The organism is Enterobacter sp. R-1.6.2 (genome assembly GCF_035064085.1).
GTDB lineage: Bacteria > Pseudomonadota > Gammaproteobacteria > Enterobacterales > Enterobacteriaceae > Enterobacter > Enterobacter asburiae_B.
The window spans coordinates 181,291-201,209 of sequence record NZ_JASEYI010000007.1 but is presented as its reverse complement, the minus strand read 5'-3'; the positions used below and the strand labels follow the sequence as shown (position 1 = coordinate 201,209).

At 54.8% G+C, this 19,919-nt stretch carries 21 protein-coding genes; 15 read left to right on the top strand and 6 right to left on the bottom strand.

Going from position 1 to position 19,919, the window contains the following annotated elements; all coding sequences use genetic code 11:
• Positions 1-119 precede the first annotated feature (119 nt).
• A complete protein-coding gene (locus tag QMN93_RS10370) occupies positions 120-389 on the bottom strand; it encodes a DUF1435 domain-containing protein (RefSeq protein ID WP_032660829.1) in 270 nt (89 codons plus the stop codon).
• A gap of 215 nt (positions 390-604) precedes the next feature.
• Between QMN93_RS10370 and QMN93_RS10365 the strand changes: the two genes are divergently transcribed.
• Both QMN93_RS10365 and fhuF read left to right on the top strand, forming a co-directional pair.
• Positions 605-1,669 carry a diguanylate cyclase gene (locus QMN93_RS10365; RefSeq protein WP_047060227.1) on the top strand — a complete coding sequence of 355 codons (1,065 nt, stop codon included), beginning with the start codon at positions 605-607 and terminating at the stop codon, positions 1,667-1,669.
• A gap of 95 nt (positions 1,670-1,764) precedes the next feature.
• On the top strand, positions 1,765-2,553 hold the full coding sequence (gene fhuF / locus QMN93_RS10360) for a siderophore-iron reductase FhuF (RefSeq protein ID WP_033144570.1): 789 nt from the start codon (positions 1,765-1,767) through the stop codon (positions 2,551-2,553).
• 95 nt (positions 2,554-2,648) lie between these two features.
• Here the strand turns inward: fhuF and QMN93_RS10355 are convergent, their stop codons facing one another.
• Complete coding sequence (locus tag QMN93_RS10355) at positions 2,649-3,995, bottom strand: PTS sugar transporter subunit IIC (RefSeq protein WP_023310306.1); 1,347 nt, start codon at positions 3,993-3,995, stop codon at positions 2,649-2,651.
• Positions 3,996-4,323: 328 nt separating this feature from the next.
• On the opposite strand from QMN93_RS10355, the gene QMN93_RS10350 reads away from it, so the two are divergent.
• Positions 4,324-4,782 (top strand): YbaK/EbsC family protein, encoded by a 459-nt coding sequence (locus QMN93_RS10350; protein WP_008502085.1) that lies wholly within the window; start codon positions 4,324-4,326, stop codon positions 4,780-4,782.
• A 38-nt stretch (positions 4,783-4,820) separates the two neighbouring features.
• On the opposite strand, the gene bglJ is transcribed toward QMN93_RS10350, so the two are convergent.
• Together bglJ and QMN93_RS10340 are read right to left on the bottom strand one after the other, a co-directional pair.
• Complete coding sequence (gene bglJ, locus QMN93_RS10345) at positions 4,821-5,456, bottom strand: DNA-binding transcriptional activator BglJ (protein ID WP_033144569.1); 636 nt, start codon at positions 5,454-5,456, stop codon at positions 4,821-4,823.
• Positions 5,453-6,190 (bottom strand): response regulator transcription factor, encoded by a 738-nt coding sequence (locus tag QMN93_RS10340; RefSeq protein ID WP_193138834.1) that lies wholly within the window; start codon positions 6,188-6,190, stop codon positions 5,453-5,455. Before QMN93_RS10340 ends, bglJ begins: the two co-directional genes overlap by 4 nt.
• A gap of 409 nt (positions 6,191-6,599) precedes the next feature.
• On the opposite strand from QMN93_RS10340, the gene QMN93_RS10335 reads away from it, so the two are divergent.
• From QMN93_RS10335 to QMN93_RS10290, 10 genes are all read left to right on the top strand, one after another.
• Positions 6,600-7,376: a threonine/serine exporter ThrE family protein gene (locus tag QMN93_RS10335; protein ID WP_023310303.1), complete on the top strand. Its 777-nt coding sequence runs from the start codon at positions 6,600-6,602 to the stop codon at positions 7,374-7,376.
• Positions 7,367-7,840, top strand: a complete 474-nt coding sequence (locus tag QMN93_RS10330) for a threonine/serine exporter (RefSeq protein WP_023310302.1) — start codon at positions 7,367-7,369, stop codon at positions 7,838-7,840. Before QMN93_RS10335 ends, QMN93_RS10330 begins: the two co-directional genes overlap by 10 nt.
• 67 nt (positions 7,841-7,907) lie before the next feature.
• The gene (locus QMN93_RS10325) at positions 7,908-8,549 is read left to right on the top strand and encodes a TetR family transcriptional regulator (protein WP_033144567.1); all 642 of its coding nucleotides are present in this window, start codon (positions 7,908-7,910) and stop codon (positions 8,547-8,549) included.
• A 41-nt stretch (positions 8,550-8,590) separates the two neighbouring features.
• The gene (locus QMN93_RS10320; RefSeq protein WP_033146484.1) at positions 8,591-9,043 is read left to right on the top strand and encodes a MarR family winged helix-turn-helix transcriptional regulator; all 453 of its coding nucleotides are present in this window, start codon (positions 8,591-8,593) and stop codon (positions 9,041-9,043) included.
• 83 nt (positions 9,044-9,126) lie between these two features.
• Entirely contained in the window at positions 9,127-9,555 is a 429-nt protein-coding gene (locus QMN93_RS10315) for an organic hydroperoxide resistance protein (protein WP_023310299.1), read from the top strand.
• Between the two features lie 148 nt (positions 9,556-9,703).
• On the top strand, positions 9,704-10,249 hold the full coding sequence (gene dnaT, locus QMN93_RS10310) for a primosomal protein DnaT (protein WP_029742210.1): 546 nt from the start codon (positions 9,704-9,706) through the stop codon (positions 10,247-10,249).
• On the top strand, positions 10,246-10,983 hold the full coding sequence (gene dnaC / locus QMN93_RS10305) for a DNA replication protein DnaC (RefSeq protein ID WP_023310297.1): 738 nt from the start codon (positions 10,246-10,248) through the stop codon (positions 10,981-10,983). Before dnaT ends, dnaC begins: the two co-directional genes overlap by 4 nt.
• An 83-nt stretch (positions 10,984-11,066) precedes the next feature.
• On the top strand, positions 11,067-11,549 hold the full coding sequence (locus QMN93_RS10300) for a DUF2501 domain-containing protein (RefSeq protein ID WP_193139946.1): 483 nt from the start codon (positions 11,067-11,069) through the stop codon (positions 11,547-11,549).
• Between the two features lie 270 nt (positions 11,550-11,819).
• Positions 11,820-14,111, top strand: coding sequence for a phosphatidylglycerol--membrane-oligosaccharide glycerophosphotransferase (opgB, locus tag QMN93_RS10295; RefSeq protein WP_182383018.1), 2,292 nt, complete (start codon positions 11,820-11,822; stop codon positions 14,109-14,111).
• Positions 14,111-14,626 carry a GNAT family N-acetyltransferase gene (locus tag QMN93_RS10290; protein WP_069303635.1) on the top strand — a complete coding sequence of 172 codons (516 nt, stop codon included), beginning with the start codon at positions 14,111-14,113 and terminating at the stop codon, positions 14,624-14,626. Before opgB ends, QMN93_RS10290 begins: the two co-directional genes overlap by 1 nt.
• 90 nt (positions 14,627-14,716) lie before the next feature.
• Here the strand turns inward: QMN93_RS10290 and tsr are convergent, their stop codons facing one another.
• Together tsr and hpaR are read right to left on the bottom strand one after the other, a co-directional pair.
• The gene (gene tsr, locus QMN93_RS10285; protein ID WP_033146482.1) at positions 14,717-16,381 is read right to left on the bottom strand and encodes a methyl-accepting chemotaxis protein; all 1,665 of its coding nucleotides are present in this window, start codon (positions 16,379-16,381) and stop codon (positions 14,717-14,719) included.
• Between the two features lie 83 nt (positions 16,382-16,464).
• Positions 16,465-16,905 (bottom strand): homoprotocatechuate degradation operon regulator HpaR, encoded by a 441-nt coding sequence (gene hpaR, locus QMN93_RS10280; protein ID WP_023334396.1) that lies wholly within the window; start codon positions 16,903-16,905, stop codon positions 16,465-16,467.
• Positions 16,906-17,176: 271 nt separating this feature from the next.
• Between hpaR and hpaG the strand changes: the two genes are divergently transcribed.
• Both hpaG and hpaE read left to right on the top strand, forming a co-directional pair.
• Complete coding sequence (gene hpaG / locus QMN93_RS10275) at positions 17,177-18,454, top strand: 4-hydroxyphenylacetate degradation bifunctional isomerase/decarboxylase (RefSeq protein WP_182383017.1); 1,278 nt, start codon at positions 17,177-17,179, stop codon at positions 18,452-18,454.
• The gene (gene hpaE, locus QMN93_RS10270; RefSeq protein ID WP_064673193.1) at positions 18,451-19,917 is read left to right on the top strand and encodes a 5-carboxymethyl-2-hydroxymuconate semialdehyde dehydrogenase; all 1,467 of its coding nucleotides are present in this window, start codon (positions 18,451-18,453) and stop codon (positions 19,915-19,917) included. The genes hpaG and hpaE overlap by 4 nt, the downstream gene beginning before the upstream one ends.
• The last annotated feature ends 2 nt before the right edge of the window (positions 19,918-19,919 follow it).

Genomic DNA, 19,919 nt, shown 5'->3' with positions numbered 1-19,919 from the left:
GCGGAATTGGTAGACGCGCTAGCTTCAGGTGTTAGTGTCCTTTGGATGTGGGGGTTCGAGTCCCCCCCCTCGCACCAATTATCTTACGTCCCTTCTGAAGTTCCCCTTGTTTTTCCCTGTTATTTCAAACTCATCAGTATCACCAGAATTCCACTGACCAGTGCTACGCATGATGGCAGTAAAACAAAGTGGCGCAGCTGCTTATGCCAGATCATGCCTGACGTGACTAACAGTCCTGACACAATGATCGCTTTCCAGGTATCAAGGGAGAGATCGGCAAACATCAACCCGCCGAGAATGGCTCCCGGTAGCAATACCCCCCAACCACTGCCAAGCGCCCTGTTCAACATGATCTGCCCTCTCACAACGATAATGATAACCAATATCATATGACATGCATTATCATTTGTCAGCTGAATGAATCAAAATCCATCGACCTTTACCTTTCCCGTAATGACAGGAATTGCCTAAGGTGATAAATTGCACACCTGTTAACAACATCTAAAGATTTTCTGATAATTACTTTTTGAGTTTTTTGCATGTTTTATTGCGAAACGGCACCTACTTATTTGTTTTAATTAAATTTTAATAAAAACGCACGACTATGACATCACAATCCTGGCGGTCTTTGGTTCACAGAAAATATCAATTGTCGTTACGTTTATTTTTATTTCTGAACGCAACCTCGGCAGTGTTCTCGGTAACAAATCCGCTCAATTCTGTACGCCTGTTATCTGCCCCACTTATTGCTATTTTCTCCATCAGCACCGGCCTGTTCGTCTGGCACTGGAGAAAGCGCGCGCGGAAGATAAATATTCCCGTTGTTTCAGGGATCTTCGGTATTTTGTGGGCCTGGCAAATTGAGTCTAAATTCGCCTTAATTACCCACGACCACGCGACGTATTTGTTAATCGCTCTATTAACGGTACTTTTTATCGGAACGCTGGCATTCGCGAGTAATATCAAAGCATTTACGCTGCACTCATTGCCCACCTTTATTGTCTGCCTGTGGCTAAGCGATCACGATATATGGCTGAGAATGACCTATTCTTTCGCACTTCCTGTGGTGGCAATTGCTATTCATAACATTTTGCAAACGCGTAACGACCGTTTCGCTCAGGAATTGCTCTCGCGCCTGTTGGAAGAGCGAGAAACCCTTACCGATCTCAGCATGATGGACCCGCTTACCGGGCTCTATAATCGTCGCGGTCTGCAAAGCCGTCTGGAGAACCTGCCGACGGTAGAAAATGGCGAGCACTTTGTCCTGCTGATGGATATCGATCACTTCAAAGCCTATAACGATCACTATGGCCATATGATGGGCGACCAGGCGCTGAAGCGCGTCTCTGCGGCAATTCGCGACGCCGTGCGTTCTCGCGATATTGTGGCGCGTTTTGGCGGAGAAGAGTTTATGGTGCTGCTGACCAATATTTCTCTCGAACATGCCCGCCAGACGGCCGAGCGGATCCGTCAGAAAGTCTACGATTTGAAAATCCCGCATCTGTTTAACGAGAGTGTCGCGACAAACGTCACCATCAGCATTGGTATTGCCATTTTCGAGGATGAAGACGTGGAAGGCGCGCTGGAAAAAGCGGACAAAGCCCTCTACGAAGCAAAGCATATGGGGCGCAATAACATTCTGTTAAGTGAAGAGCTGCAGACGGCATAAACATCACGGCGGTGTCTTAAAGACAAAAGTCTTGCCATTGATATGAGCAATAGTTAGGATTGGCAATCATTATCATTTAGATTTCTATCTATACTATGGCTACGCATACCGCACACATCGTCGAGCCCCTCCTCTGGCGAGCGCCCCTCACCAGCGGGAATGCTTCGCTTGCGGATGCCATACGGGATAAGATTGCGGAGACGCGCGCCCACCTGCTGGATTTTATCCGCCTTGATGAAGCGCACCCGAACCACGCCATGACGCTCTCAGAGTGGCGTCAACCGACAAAACTGCAGTCGCTGTTGGCCACCTATTCCGACCATATCTATCGCAATCAGCCCACTCTTACGCGGGAAAATAAACCACTGCTCTCTCTTTGGGCGCAATGGTATATCGGGTTGATGGTGCCTCCCCTCATGCTGGCGCTGTTAACCCAGAAGAGCATGCTGGAACTCTCGCCGGATAATTTCCACGTCGAGTTTCACGAAACCGGGCGCGCAGCCTGTTTCTGGATTGATCTGCACGAAGACCAGAACGCGGAACGCCTGACGGCTCAGGAACGCATGGAGCAGCTTATCACCCAGGCCCTGATCCCGGTCGTGGACGCGCTTGAAGCGACGGGAGAGATTAACGCGAAGCTTATCTGGAGCAATACGGGCTATTTAATCCACTGGTATTTAACGGAAATGAAGCCTCTGCTTGGTGATGAGAACGTTGATGCCCTGCGTCAGTCCTGTTTCTTTGCAAAACAGCTTTCCGATGGCCGTGACAACCCGTTATTCCGTACCGTCGTGCTCCGTGATGGACTTCTGGTTCGCCGCACCTGCTGCCAGCGCTATCGCCTGCCGGACGTTAAGCAGTGCGGGGACTGCACGCTGAAATAATCGGCCACGGCCTGATGCCCTCATCCTGCCCCTCTCCCTCAGGGAGAGGGAACAAACACTAAAAACGGCAACCTGAGTTGCCGTTTTGCTTTAACCTAAGCCACCTGCTGATTGTCCTCTTCCGCGTTACGCTGTGCTTCTTCCGCTTCCTGCTCCAGCAGCTGTTTCTCGTACACTTTGAAGAACGGGAAGTAGATGATTGCCGATACGCAGGCCAGAACCACAACCAGAATAGCCGCGCGGAAATCCCAGCCCAGAGCCCACGCTGCGCCTATTGGCGCCGGTGCCGTCCAGGGAACCACTGAGATGACGCGGCCAATCAGGTCAAACGTCATCGCCGCCCAGGCCAGCACGGCATTTACCATCGGTGCCAGCAGGAACGGAATAAAGAACACCGGGTTCATCACGATTGGCGTACCGAAGATAACGGGTTCATTGATGTTGAAGAAGCTGGGTACCACGCTCAAACGCCCGATAGAGCGTAAATGCGCTGAACGGCTACGCAGATAGCAAATGACCAGCCCCATCGTGGCGCCCGACCCGCCAATCACGATAAAGAACGTCCAGAACGCCTCCATAAAAATATGCGGCAGAGGCTGACTGGCGGCCAGCGCGGTCTGGTTCGCACCCAGGTTAGTCAGCCAGAACATCTGCAGCATCCCGGAGACGATGGCGGCTCCGTGGATCCCGGCGAACCACAGCAGATGACCAATCAACACGGCCAGCAGGATCGCAGGCAGGGAATCCGCTGCGGAAACCAGAGGTTTAAAGACCGACATAATGGCCTGCGGGATCAGCATGCCGAACTGAGACTGAATGAGCAGGCTCAAAGGATAAAGCGTCAACACCACTACCAGCACCGGGATGAGCAGATCAAAAGAGTTTTTGATCATCGGAGGAACCTGGTCCGGCAGGCGAATACCGATGTTATGGGCCTTGAGGAAACGCATCATCTCAACGCAGTAGATCGCCACCAGAATCGCGGTAAAAATGCCCGTCCCACCCAGGCTATCGACAGGCAGCGTGCCTTTGGTTTTCGGTGCCGCGACCAGCAGAAACGCCATCAGCGACAGCATGGCGCACATAAACGGGTCTAACTGGTGTGATTTGACATAATGTTTGCCAAGGTTATAGGCGATGGCCGCACAGATATAGATGGACATAATGCCCATCGTCATATCAAACGGCGTCAGGATCTGGCCTTCAAACTGCTTCGCCATATCCAGCCAGGCTCGGGCGAAACCCCAGGTGGTATCCGGCGAAAACGGCGGGTATGCGAACACTAACAGAAACGAACCCACAATCATAAATGGCATCGCAGAGATAAACCCATCACGGATAGCCATGACATGACGCTGGGAAGAGATCCGCCCGGCAATGGGGCTCACGTAATTTTCAACAAAACGGAATATCAGGTTAAACGCAGCATGGTTGGCAGACATGGCAGATCTCCTGTCAGACGTTTGTTACGGGCACATTTGCGCCGCACGTTGTTCCATAAATCACCTTCACAACCTTGCTGGCTTGTGGACCAGTGGTACTGCTCAGACGGAATGGTTTCATAATTTGCTCTTATTATTGGATACAGGGGACGTTACGTACTCAGTATTAATCGACGCATCACGCTCTGCAACCGGTTACTGTAACCGGTTTCCGTGATTGTGAAGAGGATCCAGAAATCAGCCGTTCGGGATATTTGTTACTGAAGAGATATTTACAGAGCATAAATTCTTATGACAGATTACGCAGGATATTTGTCAGGAGGAAACAATGAGTTTGCAGTCTGTACAGCAGTTTTTTGCCGACAACGCGCCGGATATAGACGTCATTGAACTTAGTCAGAGTACCGCTACCGTTGCGTTGGCTGCTGCCGCCCATCGTGTTGAACCGGGGCAAATCGCCAAGACCTTGTCATTAAAGGTGAAAAATGAGGTGATACTGGTGGTGGCGAAAGGCGATGCGCGCCTGGATAACAAAAAGCTGAAAGATACGTTTGGTGCAAAAGCGCGCATGCTCAGCAGTGATGAAGTGGTGACCATCACAGGTCACCCCGTTGGCGGCGTGTGCCCGTTCGGCCTTGAAAACCCGCTCGCGGTTTACTGCGATATCTCATTAAAGCAGTACGCCGAAGTTCTGCCCGCAGCAGGCGCAATTCACAGTGCCGTGCGTATTTCACCTGACAGAATGGCAGAGCTGACTTCCGCAAAATGGGTTGATGTTTGCATCTGATTGATGCGCCAGAGCCTGTCTGGCGCGCAACAGACAGGTTATAAAAAAGTCGGCTTGCTGAGTATCGAACTTCGCGGTTCTCTTGCCGAAAGGTGGGTAATAATATCCGCCGCATCGAGCAGCCCTACGTCAGAGTTCACCCCCAGCTTGACCATCGCATTAAACTTATGCGCCCGGATGGTCTTAATATTGCGTTCAAGCTGTGCCGCGATTTGAGGAATGGAATAGCCGCAAGACATATAACGCAATATTGCCCGTTCCGTTGGGCTTAACATTCTGCTTTGACTCTGGTACCAGTGATTCATCATATTGTCATTGATGCGCAGGGTTTCGCTCAGCAACACCATGAGTTCCTTCTGCAGGAGCTCAAGCTTCAGCGATTTACTGACCACACCGTGAAGGCGTGACGGGGAAAGATGGCTAATCAATCTTGCTTCCATCTCATCAGCGACTAGGATAATGCGCTGGATGTGGCCATGCGTAAAGGCAAAATCCCGCAGGTGCGCCAGGCAGCTACGACGGTCGTCTCGTGCATCGGAATATGAATAGATCAGCGAGAAAAAATTGACGTGCTGAAGTGCTTTCTGAAAGCTGTCAAATTCACTAAACAGATGCAGTTGATAATGATTCAGGCCGGGCATCGCAAAAAGATGCTGCAGCCCAACAGCACTCATCGTGCAATTTTCGACGATGGCGATATGTCTTGTTGAATCGGTTTTTTCCATTCCTCGAACTCTCCATAGGCTGACATCAAACTCAGCTCTCGCATTCCCTGTGTACTGTTTATCCAGGCGTACATATCGGCATTACTGCGTAATGACAGCCGTCGCATCGCACTGTTTTTCTGTGCACTGACGGTTTTATTGCTCTTCTTGAGCAATGTGGCGATTTGGTTAATCCCCCATCCTTTACCTAACAGCCGCAATACTTTGCGTTCGGAGTGCGTAAGGGCAATAATGTTTTCGTCTTCATCCCCCGTACTTTGAAGTTCAGGGGCTAACAACGTCTGGCTTACCCGCTCTGCGCGTTCGCTACCTGCCCGAATAGCGTTCACCAGGCCTTCAATGGGTTCCATATCAGAAAGCAGCGTACTTTCCGGGCGCACAAGTAGCTCAACGGCAATAGGGTTAAGCGGCCGCGAAACTAAAAAGATCCAGTGAATGTTCCGGTATTGATTCAATAAATTGAAATACTCTTCGAGCGCGCCCCGAGGATTCCAGTATTCGCCTGTAATATCAGCAATGATGACGTCAGCGCGGCGTAGCTGGAGCAGTGTTAACTCCTGCAATGAGCTGCAATAGGTCAATTCAAAATCGGGGAAATGGCGAGTCATTACGCCCCCCAACCCGTTTTGCATGACCGGTATCCGGCTAATGATAACGCTATGCTTACCGTGCAAAGACAACATAGACCCTCCGTGTCCATTCTTCATGTGATGAGTAACGTTAAAGTGCATCAACGTATGAGTATTTTCGTCCCTGAGTGTAAAGCAGGTTAATACAAGCAGAAGATGAGATGTATTCTTAGTTTAAGAAATACCTAAACAGCAGTAATATCTCACAAAGCGAAATTAAATTTAATTGCAGTGTCATTAAAATAACTACAATATAAAATTAGAATAACTAAATATATATAACTTATCTTTCAATAATTATAATTCACCAGAATGATGAATTAATCCCAACCCCTTCCGCACGTAGGGGCTGCAACTGTTTGCATAAACCTTGATCTGGCCCACAGCAAGAGGCACTGCACTTTGTGCTAAAAGTAATCGCTATGGGCCAACCGGCAACTTTCCACCTTCTTCAGGACAATACATGCAGGCAGATCGGTCAACGCAGCGTGCTATCACGCGGCTATGTATTCAGTGCGGTCTTTTTCTGCTCCAGCACGGCGCGGAAAGCGCGCTGGTTGAGGAGCTTTCCACCCGGCTGGGACTGGCGCTGGGTATGGATAGCGTTGAAAGCGCTATTTCATCTAACGCCATCGTGCTGACCACGATCAAAGACGGCCAGTGCCTGACCTCCACCCGCAAAAACCATGATCGCGGCATTAACATGCACGTCGTGACCGAAGTGCAGCACATCGTCATCCTTGCTGAACATAAGCTTCTCGATCTTCGGGAGATTGAAAAACGGTTCAGCCAAATTAAGCCATTGCGTTATCCGCGCTGGCTTGTCGTGGTGATGGTAGGGCTGTCTTGCGCCTGCTTTTGTAAGCTCAATAAAGGCGGCTGGGACGGCGCGATCGTCACCTTTTTCGCCAGCAGTATCGCCATGTATGTTCGCCAGCTGCTGACGCACCGGCAGCTGCATCCGCAAATTAACTTCTGCATTACCGCGTTTGTCGCCACCACGGTTTCCGGCCTGCTGCTGCGCCTGCCGCAGTTTGCCACTACCCCGACGATTGCCATGGCCGCCAGCGTGCTTCTGCTGGTTCCGGGCTTTCCGTTGATTAACGCCGTCGCCGACATGTTTAAAGGACACATCAATACCGGTCTGGCACGCTGGGCTATTGCCAGCCTGCTGACGCTGGCGACCTGCATCGGCGTTGTGATGGCCATGACACTCTGGGGGTTACGCGGATGGGCGTGATAGATTTTCTGCTGGCGCTGGCACAGGACATGCTTCTGGCCGCCATTCCTGCCGTCGGCTTTGCGATGGTGTTTAACGTTCCGCAACGCGCTCTGCGGTGGTGTGCGCTGCTGGGCGCGATTGGTCATGGCTCGCGAATGGTGATGATGACCGCAGGATTTAACATCGAATGGTCGACATTTATGGCCTCCATGCTGGTTGGCAGTATCGGCATTCAGTGGTCGCGCTGGTATCTGGCGCATCCCAAGGTGTTCACCGTCGCCGCCGTGATCCCAATGTTCCCCGGCATATCTGCCTATACGGCGATGATTTCCGCGGTGAAAATCAGCCATTTTGGCTACACCGAGCCTCAGATGATCCTCCTCCTGAGCAACTTTCTTAAGGCCTCGTCCATCGTCGGCGCGCTCTCTATCGGGCTGTCGATCCCCGGGCTGTGGTTGTACCGCAAACGCCCACGCGTTTGATATTTGTGTTATTTCGCTGCCATGGAGATAATCTTTCTGGTCCGTTTGGTGAAAATAAGGAAAGGATGTGGCTAACCCTGGCAGCGAACACCCCGAGCACAGCGAAGAATCCAGCCTGAAAGAGAAAATTTTTCAGAGCGCCATCGCGCTTTTTGCCGAGTATGGATTGAACGGTGCCCGCATGGAGCAGATCGCGGAGAAAGCGGGCACCACCAAACGCATGGTGGTTTATCATTTTAAGAATAAAGAGAATCTCTATCTTCTGGTTCTGGAACATGTTTACACCCAGATTCGCGCCAGTGAAAAAGCGCTAAGCCTGGCAGGAATGCCCCCCGTCGAAGCGCTGGTCAACCTGGTTGAAGCCACCTTTGACTATCATGCCGACCACCCGGACTACATCCGGATTATCTGCATGGAAAACATGCAGCGCGGCCGCTTTATGCAGCAGTCGAGCTATCTTCGCCAGGTCAACCGTAGCGCGCTCGACCTGCTGGAGGGCATCCTGCTCCGGGGCAAAGAAAAGCAGCTCTTCAGCCAGACGGTTGATGCCCGCGATCTTCACCGCCTGATAAGCAGCTTCAGCTTTCATTACGTTGCCAACAGCTACACCTTCACGCTCCTGTTTGAAGACGGGGCGGACGAACAGGCTCAGCGCCAGCACTACCGCAAAATGGCCGTTCAGGTGGCGCTCCGCTACACCTGCCCATAAAATTGCTTGCAATTAAATCGCACACTACCTATATTGATCTCATGAACGCGAAAACGAACGACGCAACCGCTGCGCTCAAGCTGGATAACCAGCTCTGCTTTGCTCTCTATTCGGCAAATCTGGCGCTTAATAAGCTGTACCGGCAACTGCTGGCACCGCTGAACCTGACTTACCCGCAATATCTGGTGATGCTGGTACTGTGGGAGCAGGATGACGTCACGGTGTCGGACATCGGCGAACGCCTGTTTCTGGACTCTGCAACCCTGACGCCGCTGTTAAAACGGCTGGAAAGCGGTGGGTTAATCAACCGCCACCGTTCGCGCAAAGACGAACGTCAGGTCGCCGTCACCCTGAGTGAAGCGGGACGTGAACTTCAGCAGCAGGCATTGGGTATTCCCCATGCGGTGGGTTGCGCAGCGCAGTGTGATACCGACACTTTGCTGGCGCTCAAACAGCAGCTCGAACTTTTGCGACAACAGCTACACCGCGCGTAAAGCTATACTTTACGCGTGATTATCACCCATATATATCGCACGCTATTTAATAGCACACATTAAAGCAAGATGAGGAACCTGCCATGTCTTTAGAAAAAGTAGTGTATACCGCCAAAGCAAAAGCAACCGGTGGCCGTGACGGCCGCGCGACCTCTTCCGATGGCGTACTGGACGTAAAACTGGGCGTGCCAAAAGAGATGGGCGGCATGGGCGGAGAAGTGACGAACCCTGAGCAGCTATTTGCTGCGGGCTACTCTGCCTGCTTCCTGGGCGCGATGAAGTTCGTGGCCGCACGCGACAAATTCACCCTGCCAAAAGATGCCTTTATTGAAGGCGAAGTGGGTATTGGCCCGCTGCCAACCGGTTTTGGTATCGAAGCAAAACTGAACATCCACGTTGAGGGTATGGATCCCGCGGAAGCCAAAAAGCTGGTCGATGCGGCGCACATTGTTTGCCCGTACTCTAACGCGACCCGCGGCAACATCGACGTGACCCTGAATATTATCGCGTGATAAATGCCTGATGGCGCTGCGCTTTTCAGGCCTACGACCGTAGCCCCGGTAAGCGCAGCGCCACCGGGGAAATCCCCTCCTTCCCTTTCCTCTCTCTGTGCTACCATAAGCCCATATCACGCCCGTAGTAATCAGTAGAGTAAGCGTTATGTCTTCCAGAATTCTGACCACCAGCATTGCTGGCATTGATGCCTTTATGCGCGACCCACGCGGTGTGTTGACCCATGCCGAAGGCGGCACGGTTGCGGTTTTTGCCGACAACGCGCCAGCGTTTTACGCAATCACGCCGGAACGTCTGGCACAGCTTCTGGAGATTGAAGCGCAACTGTCACGCCCGGCGAGCGATATCACGCTGGACAACCAGTTCTTTGATGAGCCGGTCAACGTTCCCGTGACCGTTCCGATGGGAAAATTTGCCCTGTACGCGGGCTGGCAGCCGGATGCAGATTTTCAGCGGCAGGCGGCGCTGTGGGGCATCGCGTTAACCCAACCGGCCACCGCCGAAGAGCTCGCCGCGTTTACCGCCTGGTGGCAGGCGGAAGGGAAAGTCTTCACCCACATTCAGTGGCAGCAAAAGCTCGCGCGTCATCTTCAAATTACCCGCGCCGGCAACAACGGCCAGCCCAAACGCGATATCAACGCGTTTTCAGAACCGGATAAACAGATCCCCAGCGGATTCCGAGGTGCGAAATGAAGAACGTCGGCGACCTGATGAAACGTCTGCAAAAAATGATGCCTGCCAACGTGAAGCCCGCTTTCACCACGGGTGAAGAGCTGCTGGCGTGGCAAAAAGAGCAAGGTGAGATCCGCGCCGCCGCGCTCGCCCGGGAAAACCGGGCGATGAAAATGCAGCGCACCTTTAACCGTTCCGGTATCCGTCCCCTGCACCAGAACTGCTCGTTCGATAACTATAAAATCGAGACCAGCGGACAAATGAACGCCCTTGCCGCCGCCCGTCAGTACGTGGATGAATTCGACGGCAATATCGCCAGCTTCATCTTTAGCGGCAAGCCGGGTACCGGAAAAAACCACCTTGCAGCCGCCATCTGCAACGAGCTGCTTCTGCGGGGTAAATCGGTTCTTATCATCACCGTGGCCGATATCATGTCCGCGATGAAAGACACCTTCAGCAACCGCGAAACCAGCGAAGAACAGCTGCTTAACGATCTGAGCAATGTCGATTTACTGGTCATCGACGAGATTGGCGTTCAGACAGAATCCCGCTATGAAAAAGTGATCATCAACCAGATTGTCGACCGTCGCTCCTCGTCCAAACGCCCCACCGGCATGCTGACGAACCACAATATCGACGAGATGACCCGCCTGCTGGGTGAACGCGTCATGGACCGCATGAAGCTGGGTAATAGTCTTTATGTCATCTTCGACTGGGAAAGTTACCGCAGCCGCGTTACCGGCAAAGAGTATTAAGACAGTTCCAGGAATCGCTGCCAGGGCACAGGTATATACTGGAACCCCTTCGGCCCAAAACGGACCTTTTTGAGAGAGCCATGATGAAAAAACAGATTCTAATCAGCACCTTTTTAGGCGCGCTGCTGGTAACCGGCGCAGCGCAAGCGGCGTCCTGGCAGGAGTCCCTGTCAAGCGCGGCAAATGAGCTGACCAAAGAGAGCAGCAGCTCTCAGGGTGGACTCTCCGCCTCTTCCCTCACCAGCCTGCTGGGCAACAGCTCTCAGAGCCTTAGCGCGGGCACGATGAATAACGCGGCGGGGATTCTGGAATATTGCGCGAAGCAAAAGCTGGCCTCAGTGACCGACGCGAAAAACGTGAAAAACCAGGTGCTGGGTAAACTGGGTCTGGATACCCAGGAGCAAAAAGCGGACACCAACTATATGGACGGCATTCAGGGCCTGCTTAACGCGCAAAACGGGCAGCAGCTTAACCTGAGCACCCTCGGCAACTCTTCTCTGGCAAAACAGGTGAAAAGCAAAGCCTGCGATCTGGTGCTGAAACAAGGCGTTAATTTCATCTCCTGATCCACCCCTTTTTCTGCCACAACACGCCGCGTTTAATGCGATAGTCTTGCAACGCGGCGCTAAACGAACGTTTTTCCCACCTGCCACCGTCTCAGCGTCCGTTTGTCAGGATGCGACCTTCTTCATAAAAACGATTTTCTAAACCAAATCCTAACAACAGCACACTTTCGTGACACTAAAATTGCAGCTTAACGACATCGCAATTACATTGTATGACCCAAAAAATAAACAGTTAGCCAGCGAAGCACCTGGCGTCATGAGGATATGCTGTTGTCAGAATTCATGTCTCTTATCCTTTTTCTGGCTTCTGTCGGCGTTTACGCCTGGAAAGCCGGCCGTCACACCTGGTGGTTTATCGCCACGCTGGTGGTACTCGGCATTTTTATTATTTTAAACATTACCTTATACGCCAGCGACTACTTTACCGGTGACGGTATTAACGATGCGGTGCTCTACACGCTAACGAACAGCCTGACGGGCGCGGGTGTGGGCAAGTACATTCTTCCGGGGCTCGGCCTTATCGTCGCGCTGGTGACGATTTTTGGCGCGCTGGCCTGGGTGCTGCGTCGACGTCGCCATCTTCCGCACCATCATGGCTACAGCCTGCTGGCGTTATTCCTGGCGCTGGCCTCCGTCGACGCCAGCCCGGCGTTCCATCAGATCACCGAGCTGGTGAAATCCCAGTCGCGCGACGGCGATCCGGATTTCGCGGCTTACTACAAAGAACCGTCCAAAACGATCGCCAGCCCGAAGCTCAACCTGGTCTACATCTACGGCGAAAGCCTGGAACGCACGTACTTTGATAACGATGCCTTCCCGAACCTGACGCCGGACCTGGGCGCGCTGAAAAACGAAGGGCTCGACTTCAGCCACACCATGCAGCTGCCGGGTACGGACTATACGATTGCCGGGATGGTTGCCTCCCAGTGCGGTATCCCGCTGTTCGCGCCTTTTGAAGGTAACGCCTCAGCCTCGATGTCGACGTTCTTCCCCCAGAATATTTGCCTCGGCGATATCCTGAAAAACTCCGGCTACGAAAACTATTTCGTGCAGGGGGCAAACCTGCGCTTTGCCGGAAAAGACGTGTTCCTGAAATCCCACGGTTTTGACCACCTGTATGGCTCAGAGGAGTTAAAAACGACGGTTGCCGATCCGAGCTACCGCAACGACTGGGGCTTCTATGACGATACGGTACTCGACGAAACCTGGAAGAAATTCGAGGAGCTTTCCCGCGCGGGCAAGCGTTTCTCCCTCTTTGCGCTGACGGTGGACACCCACCATCCGGACGGGTTCGTCTCGCGCAGCTGCAAACGCAAAAGCTATGACGTGGATGGCAAAAACAACACGTCTTTCAGCGCCGTGACCTGCAGCCAGGAGCACATTGCCGCGCTGGTCGAGAAAATCAAAGCCTCGCCCTGGTTTAAAAACACCGTCATCGTCGTTTCGTCTGACCATCTGGCGATGAAAAACAGCGCATGGGATCGGCTCAACAAGCAGGATCGCAGCAACCTGTTCTTCGTCCTGCGCGGCGACCAGCCGCAGCAGGAGGTCATCGCCACCAAACGCAACTCCATGGATAACGGCGCAACCGTGCTGGACATTCTGGGCGGCGACAACTTTATTGGCCTGGGCCGCAGCACACTGTCGGGGCAATCCCTGTCGGAAGTGTTCCTCAACATGAAGGATAAAATCCTCGCCTGGAAGCCAGACATTATCCGCCTGTGGAACTTCCCGAAAGAGATGAAGGACTTTACCGTCGATCGGGATAAAAACACGATTGCCTTCTCGGGCAGCAGCTTCCGTCTACCGCTGCTGGTGCGCGTGTCGGCGGGGCGCGTCGAGCCGCTGCCGGAAAGCGAATATTCCGCGCCGCTGCGCTATCAGCTGGCCGATTTTGCCCCACGCGATAACTTCGTCTGGATCGACAGATGTTACAAGATGGGCCAGCTCTGGTCGCAGCCGCTGGCGCTTTCTACCGACTGGTGCGTCTCTCAGGGTCAGCTCGGCGGGGAGCAAACCGTACAGCACGTGGATAAAGCCCAGTGGAAAGGCAAAACCGCGTTTAACGATACGGTGATTGATACCGCGCGCTATCAGCGTAACGTCGACATGCTGAAAATCAGCGATAACGACATTCGCTACAAAGCGGACAGCTTTATCTTTAACGTGGCCGGCGCGCCCGAGGAAGTGAAGCAGTTTAGCGGCATCTCGCGTCCGGAGTCCTGGGGGCGCTGGTCCAACGCGCAGCTGGGCAATGAGGTGAAAATTGAGTACGCCCATCCCCTGCCGGAACAATTCGACCTGGTGATCACCGCCAGAGCGTATGGCCCCAACGCTAACAAGCCCGTACCGGTTCGCGTGGGCAGCCAGGAGCAGATGCTGACGCTCGGGAACGACGTGAGCACGCACACGCTGCATTTTGAGAACCCATCGCGCAGCAATACCCTGGTGATCGTGCCGCCGGATCCGCAGTCCACCAATGAAGGGAATATTCTCGGCCATTCACCGCGAGAGCTCGGCATTGGCATGGTCGAAATTAAAATTGTGAGTCGCGCAGGCTAATGGTCGACGTTAACATCACCGTCCGCCCCACGCGTCCCGGCGACGTTGCCTCCCTTCCCGCCATTGAACGCGCGGCGGGCGAGCGCTTTCGTGAAAGCCCGGATCTCGCCTGGCTTGCCGACGGCGAGGTCATTTCCGCTGAGCAGCACCTTGAGTATGCCGAACGTGGGCTAAGCTGGCTGGCGCTGGCGAACAGCCAGCCCGTCGGGTTTATCCTCGCCGAGGCCCACCCTTCATCACTGTTTATTGTCGAACTCTCGGTTGATCTGGACTGGCAGGGAAAAGGGATCGGCAGGCAGCTTATCGCCTGCGTGGCAGACCATGCCCGCACGCTGGGGCTGGCGTCGCTGACGTTGACGACGTTCAGGGACGTACCGTGGAACGCGCCGTTCTATGCAAAGCTGGGGTTTGAATACGTAGCTGAACTCACGCCTGAACTGCGTGAAAAACGTGAAGAAGAAGCAGCGCACGGCTTAGCGTATAACTCCCGCTGTGCCATGCGTCTGGCGCTTTGATATCGCCCGGTGGCGCTTCGCTTACCGGGCCTGCAACAACCTTCCGTAGGCCGGGTAAGGCGTAGCCGCCACCCGGCACAACGCACCGGGTTAGAACGTTTCCCAGTTATCGCCTGAATCGGCCGTCGCGGTTTTACGCGCCATCACCGGCGTGGAAACCGCTTTAGCCGCAGCGAATTCGCGCGCTTTCATCTGCTCCTGCTGAATGCGGAACACCGCCACGGCCTGAGTCAGACGGCTCGCCTGCTCTTCCAGTGCGGCCGCCGCTGCGGCAGATTCCTCTACCAGCGAGGCGTTCTGCTGGGTCACGCGATCCATCTCAGCGACCGCCAGACCCACCTGGTCGATACCGCGGCTCTGCTCGTCAGACGCAGAGGCGATTTCACCCATGATGTCCGTTACGCGGGTCACCGCGTTCACGATCTCACCCATGGTTTCACCGGCGCTTTCTACCAGCGTTGAGCCCACTTCCACGCGGCCCACGGAGTCTTCAATCAGGCTCTTGATTTCGCGAGCCGCCTGGGCGCTGCGCTGGGCCAGGTTACGCACTTCACCTGCCACCACCGCAAAACCACGGCCCTGCTCGCCCGCACGCGCCGCTTCTACCGCCGCGTTCAGTGCCAGAATGTTGGTCTGGAAGGCAATGCCGTCGATCACGCTGATAATGTCGGCAATTTTCTGCGAACTGCCCGCGATATCGCGCATAGTCTGGACCACGTTATCCACCACTTTGCCGCCTTTCTGCGCGGTTTCAGAGGCGCTCAGCGCAAGGTGGCTCGCCTGACGGGCGTTTTCGGCGTTCTGCTTAACGGTTGCCGTCAGCTGCTCCATGCTGGCAGCGGTCTCTTCCAGGGAAGCGGCCTGCTGTTCAGTACGGGAAGAGAGGTCGTTATTGCCCATCGCAATTTCGCTCGCGCCGCTGTAGATCGCGTTCGCGCCGTTACGCACGTCGCCGACGGTACGCACCAGCTCACTCTGCATATGGCGCAGCGAGTCGGCCAGTTCACCCATCTCGTTGGTGCCCTGAACCTCAATGCGCTTCACCAGGTCGCCGCTGGCGATATGGCGAATGTTGTCGATCAGACGATTCAGCGGAGAGATCAGCGTCTGCTTGATGTTGAGCCAGACGGCCACGATCACCACCAGCACGGCAATCAGGACGCTGATCAGCACCCAGATAGCCTGGCTGTAGGAGCTGTTGCTGTCTTCGACCGCCGTCTGATACAGCTTGTCGTTCTGCTGCAGGTAACTCACATACTGCTTCTCAAAACCGTCCTGATAGCTCTGGGTCGGCTGGTCGAAGAAGGCGTTGATTTTGCCGGCACCCAGCAGCTGAATCAGCTCCGCCAGCGCGCCGTGGTAAATATCATAGTTACGCTTGATCTCCATGGCATCCGCATCGCTTTGACGCGGATCGCGCGGCAGGGCTTCGTAGGCAGCCCAGTTTTTTTCCGCCTGTTTCAGAGACGTAGACGCGATTTGCATCAAATCGTTAACGGTCGCGCCGCTGCCGATATTGCTCTGATCCATCATGTAGCGGATACCCGCACGGTTCAGGGTATTACGGGTTTGCAGCAACGCGACCCAGCTGGCGTTCAGCGTGGATTGTTGCTGGCGAATGGTTTGCAGGACGGTGAAATTCTCTTTGTCATTCTTAAGGGCATTAAAGAAAAGACCACCGGACGTGAGTTGTAAAAGGCCAAATATCGCTAAAACCAGCATTAAGCTGGTGACAATCTTGATACGGTTTAACATGTTTTCTCTTTCCTCAGACAGATACAGAATTTTCGGCCTGGAAAGGGAAAACTTTACGAAAATCATCCTGGAATTTGTGGTTTTTACTCTTCTTCCCGCGCTGCGTTATGCCGGTTTCCGAGTTCAATAAACTCTTCCAGCAGCGCCGTCAGCTGTTTCATCTTCTCAGGCGTGTATTCCGCCTCGATCTGCTGATACGCCTCTTCGACCTGCGCCTGGGCGTGTTCATACAGCGCATTCCCCTCTTTGGTCAGCGACACGTACAGCTTGCGCTGGTCGTTCACCGGCTTTAAGCGCAGCACCAGGCCGTCGCGCTCCATGCGCGTCAGGATGCCGGTCAGGCTCGGGCGCAGGATGCAGGTGCGAAACGCCAGATCGTGAAAATCCATCGACGGATGTTCAGCCAGCACGCGCACGATGCGCCACTGCTGCTCGGTCAGGTTATGGCGCTTCACGATCGGGCGGAAGTACGACATCGCCGCTTCCCGCGCCTGCAGCAGCGCGATGGTTAATGAATCATGCATAGCCTTTCCCCTTCCCATCATTAACAAGTAAACAATCCCTAAAAGATGCTTTTATAAACAACACGTTTTCCGTCAAAAAGTCTAACAGAAACCATTCATTTTTATTAAACATCTGATTTACATATAAATAAAATCCAACATGTAAATTTATTGTTATTCCCATCACAAATATTTCACTTCTGATTGCGAAATAAACAGCAAAAGCATAAAACCAGATCATTAACATATTAATGAAATCATAACCCGGACCGTCGGAGTGAGGAGTATGTGAATGAAAGGTACCGTTTTTGCCGTCGCCCTCAACCATCAAAGCCAGCGTGAAGCCTGGCGTGAGGCCTTTGAAAAAGCTCCCTACAACACGCCGCCGAAAACGGCGGTGTGGTTTATCAAGCCGCATAACACGGTGATCCGCGCGGGCGAGCCGATCCCCTTCCCGCACGGGGAAACGGTATTAAGCGGCGCGACGGTGGCGCTGGTCGTGGGCAAAACCGCCAGCAAGGTTCGCGTGGAGGACGCCGCGGAGTACATCGCGGGATATGCGCTCGCCAACGAGGTGAGCCTGCCGGAAGAGAGCTTCTACCGCCCGGCCATCAAGGCCAAATGCCGGGACGGATTTTGCCCGCTCGGCGAACTGGTCGCCGTTGATAACGTGGATAACCTGACCATCATCACCGAGATCAACGGCCGCGAAGCGGACCACTGGAGCACGGCCGATCTTCAGCGTAACGCCGCCGAACTGCTGAGCGCCCTGAGCGAGTTCGCCACCCTCAATCCCGGCGATGCGATCCTGCTCGGCACCCCGCAAAGCCGCGTTGAGATCCGCCCGGGCGATCGCGTGCGTATTCTGGCGGAAGGCTTTCCGCCGCTGGAAAACCCGGTGGTGGATGAGCGTAGCGTCACTATTGCGCACAGCACGCCGCCGCACGCCACGCTGTTTGCCCTCGGTCTGAACTATGCCGACCACGCCAGCGAGCTGGACTTCAAGCCGCCCACCGAGCCGCTGGTATTTATCAAAGCGCCAAACACCTTCAACGGCGACGGCCAGACGTCGGTGCGCCCGAACAATATCGAATACATGCATTACGAAGCGGAGCTGGTGGTGGTCATCGGTAAAACCGCGCGTAAGGTCAGCGAAGCCGAGGCGATGAACTATGTTGCGGGCTATACGGTCTGCAACGACTACGCCATCCGCGACTACCTGGAAAACTACTACCGACCGAACCTGAGGGTAAAAAGCCGGGACGGGCTGACCCCCATTTCCCCAAACATCGTGCCAAAAGAAGCCATCCCCGATCCGCACAACCTCACCCTGCGCACCTTCGTCAACGGCGAGCTGCGGCAGGAAGGCACCACCGCCGATCTCATTTTTAGCATCCCGTACCTGATTGCGTACCTGAGCGATTTTATGACCCTGCAGCCGGGCGACATGATTGCCACCGGCACGCCGAAGGGGCTGTCCGACGTGGTACCGGGCGATGAAGTGGTGGTGGAAGTGGAAGGCGTGGGACGCCTGGTGAACCGGATTGTCAGCGAGGAGACTGCAAAATGAAAAAGATTAACCACTGGATCAACGGTAAAAACGTCGCCGGAAGCGAGTACTTCCACACTACCAACCCGGCCTCCGGCGAGGTATTAGCGGAAGTCGCCGCCGGCGGTGAAGGTGAAGTTCACCAGGCCGTCGCCGCCGCCAAAGAGGCGTTCCCGAAATGGGCCAACCTGCCGATGAAGGAGCGCGCGCGCCTGATGCGTCGTCTGGGCGACCTGATCGACCAGAACGTGCCCGAGATCGCCGCCATGGAAACCGCCGACACCGGCCTGCCGATCCACCAGACCAAAAACGTGCTCATTCCGCGCGCCTCGCACAACTTCGAGTTCTTCGCCGAGGTGTGCCAGCAGATGAACGGCAAAACCTACCCGGTCGACGACAAGATGCTCAACTACACCCTGGTGCAGCCGGTGGGCGTCTGCGCGCTGGTGTCGCCGTGGAACGTGCCGTTTATGACCGCCACCTGGAAGGTCGCGCCGTGCCTGGCACTCGGAAACACCGCGGTGCTGAAGATGTCTGAACTCTCCCCGCTGACCGCCGATCGTCTGGGCGAGCTGGCGCTGGAGGCGGGCATTCCGGCGGGCGTGCTCAACGTGGTGCAGGGTTACGGCGCGACGGCAGGCGACGCGCTGGTGCGCCATCACGACGTGCGCGCCGTCTCCTTCACCGGCGGCACCGCCACCGGACGCAACATCATGAAAAACGCCGGGCTGAAGAAATACTCCATGGAGCTGGGCGGCAAATCCCCGGTGCTGATTTTTGAAGATGCCGACATCGAGCGCGCGCTGGACGCCGCCCTGTTCACCATCTTCTCCATCAACGGCGAGCGCTGCACCGCGGGCTCGCGCATCTTTATCCAGCAGAGCATCTACCCGGAATTCGTGAAGCGCTTTGCCGAACGCGCCAACCGCCTGCGCGTGGGCGACCCGACCGATCCGAACACCCAGATTGGCGCACTCATCAGCAAGCAGCACTGGGAGAAAGTCTCCGGCTACATCCGCCTCGGCATTGAAGAGGGTGCGACCCTGCTGGCGGGCGGCCCGGACAAACCGACCGATCTGCCTGCACACCTGAAGGGCGGCAACTTTCTGCGACCAACCGTGCTGGCGGACGTCGACAACCGCATGCGCGTGGCGCAGGAGGAGATCTTCGGGCCGGTGGCCTGCCTGCTGCCGTTTAAGGACGAAGCGGAAGGCCTGCGCCTGGCCAACGACGTGGAGTACGGCCTGGCGTCGTACATCTGGACCCAGGACGTCAGCAAAGTGCTGCGCCTGGCGCGGAATATCGAAGCGGGGATGGTGTTCGTCAACACCCAGAACGTGCGCGACCTGCGCCAGCCGTTTGGCGGCGTGAAGGCCTCCGGCACCGGCCGCGAGGGCGGTGAGTACAGCTTCGAGGTGTTCGCGGAGATGAAGAACGTCTGCATCTCCATGGGCGACCATCCGATTCCAAAGTGGGGGATCTGACC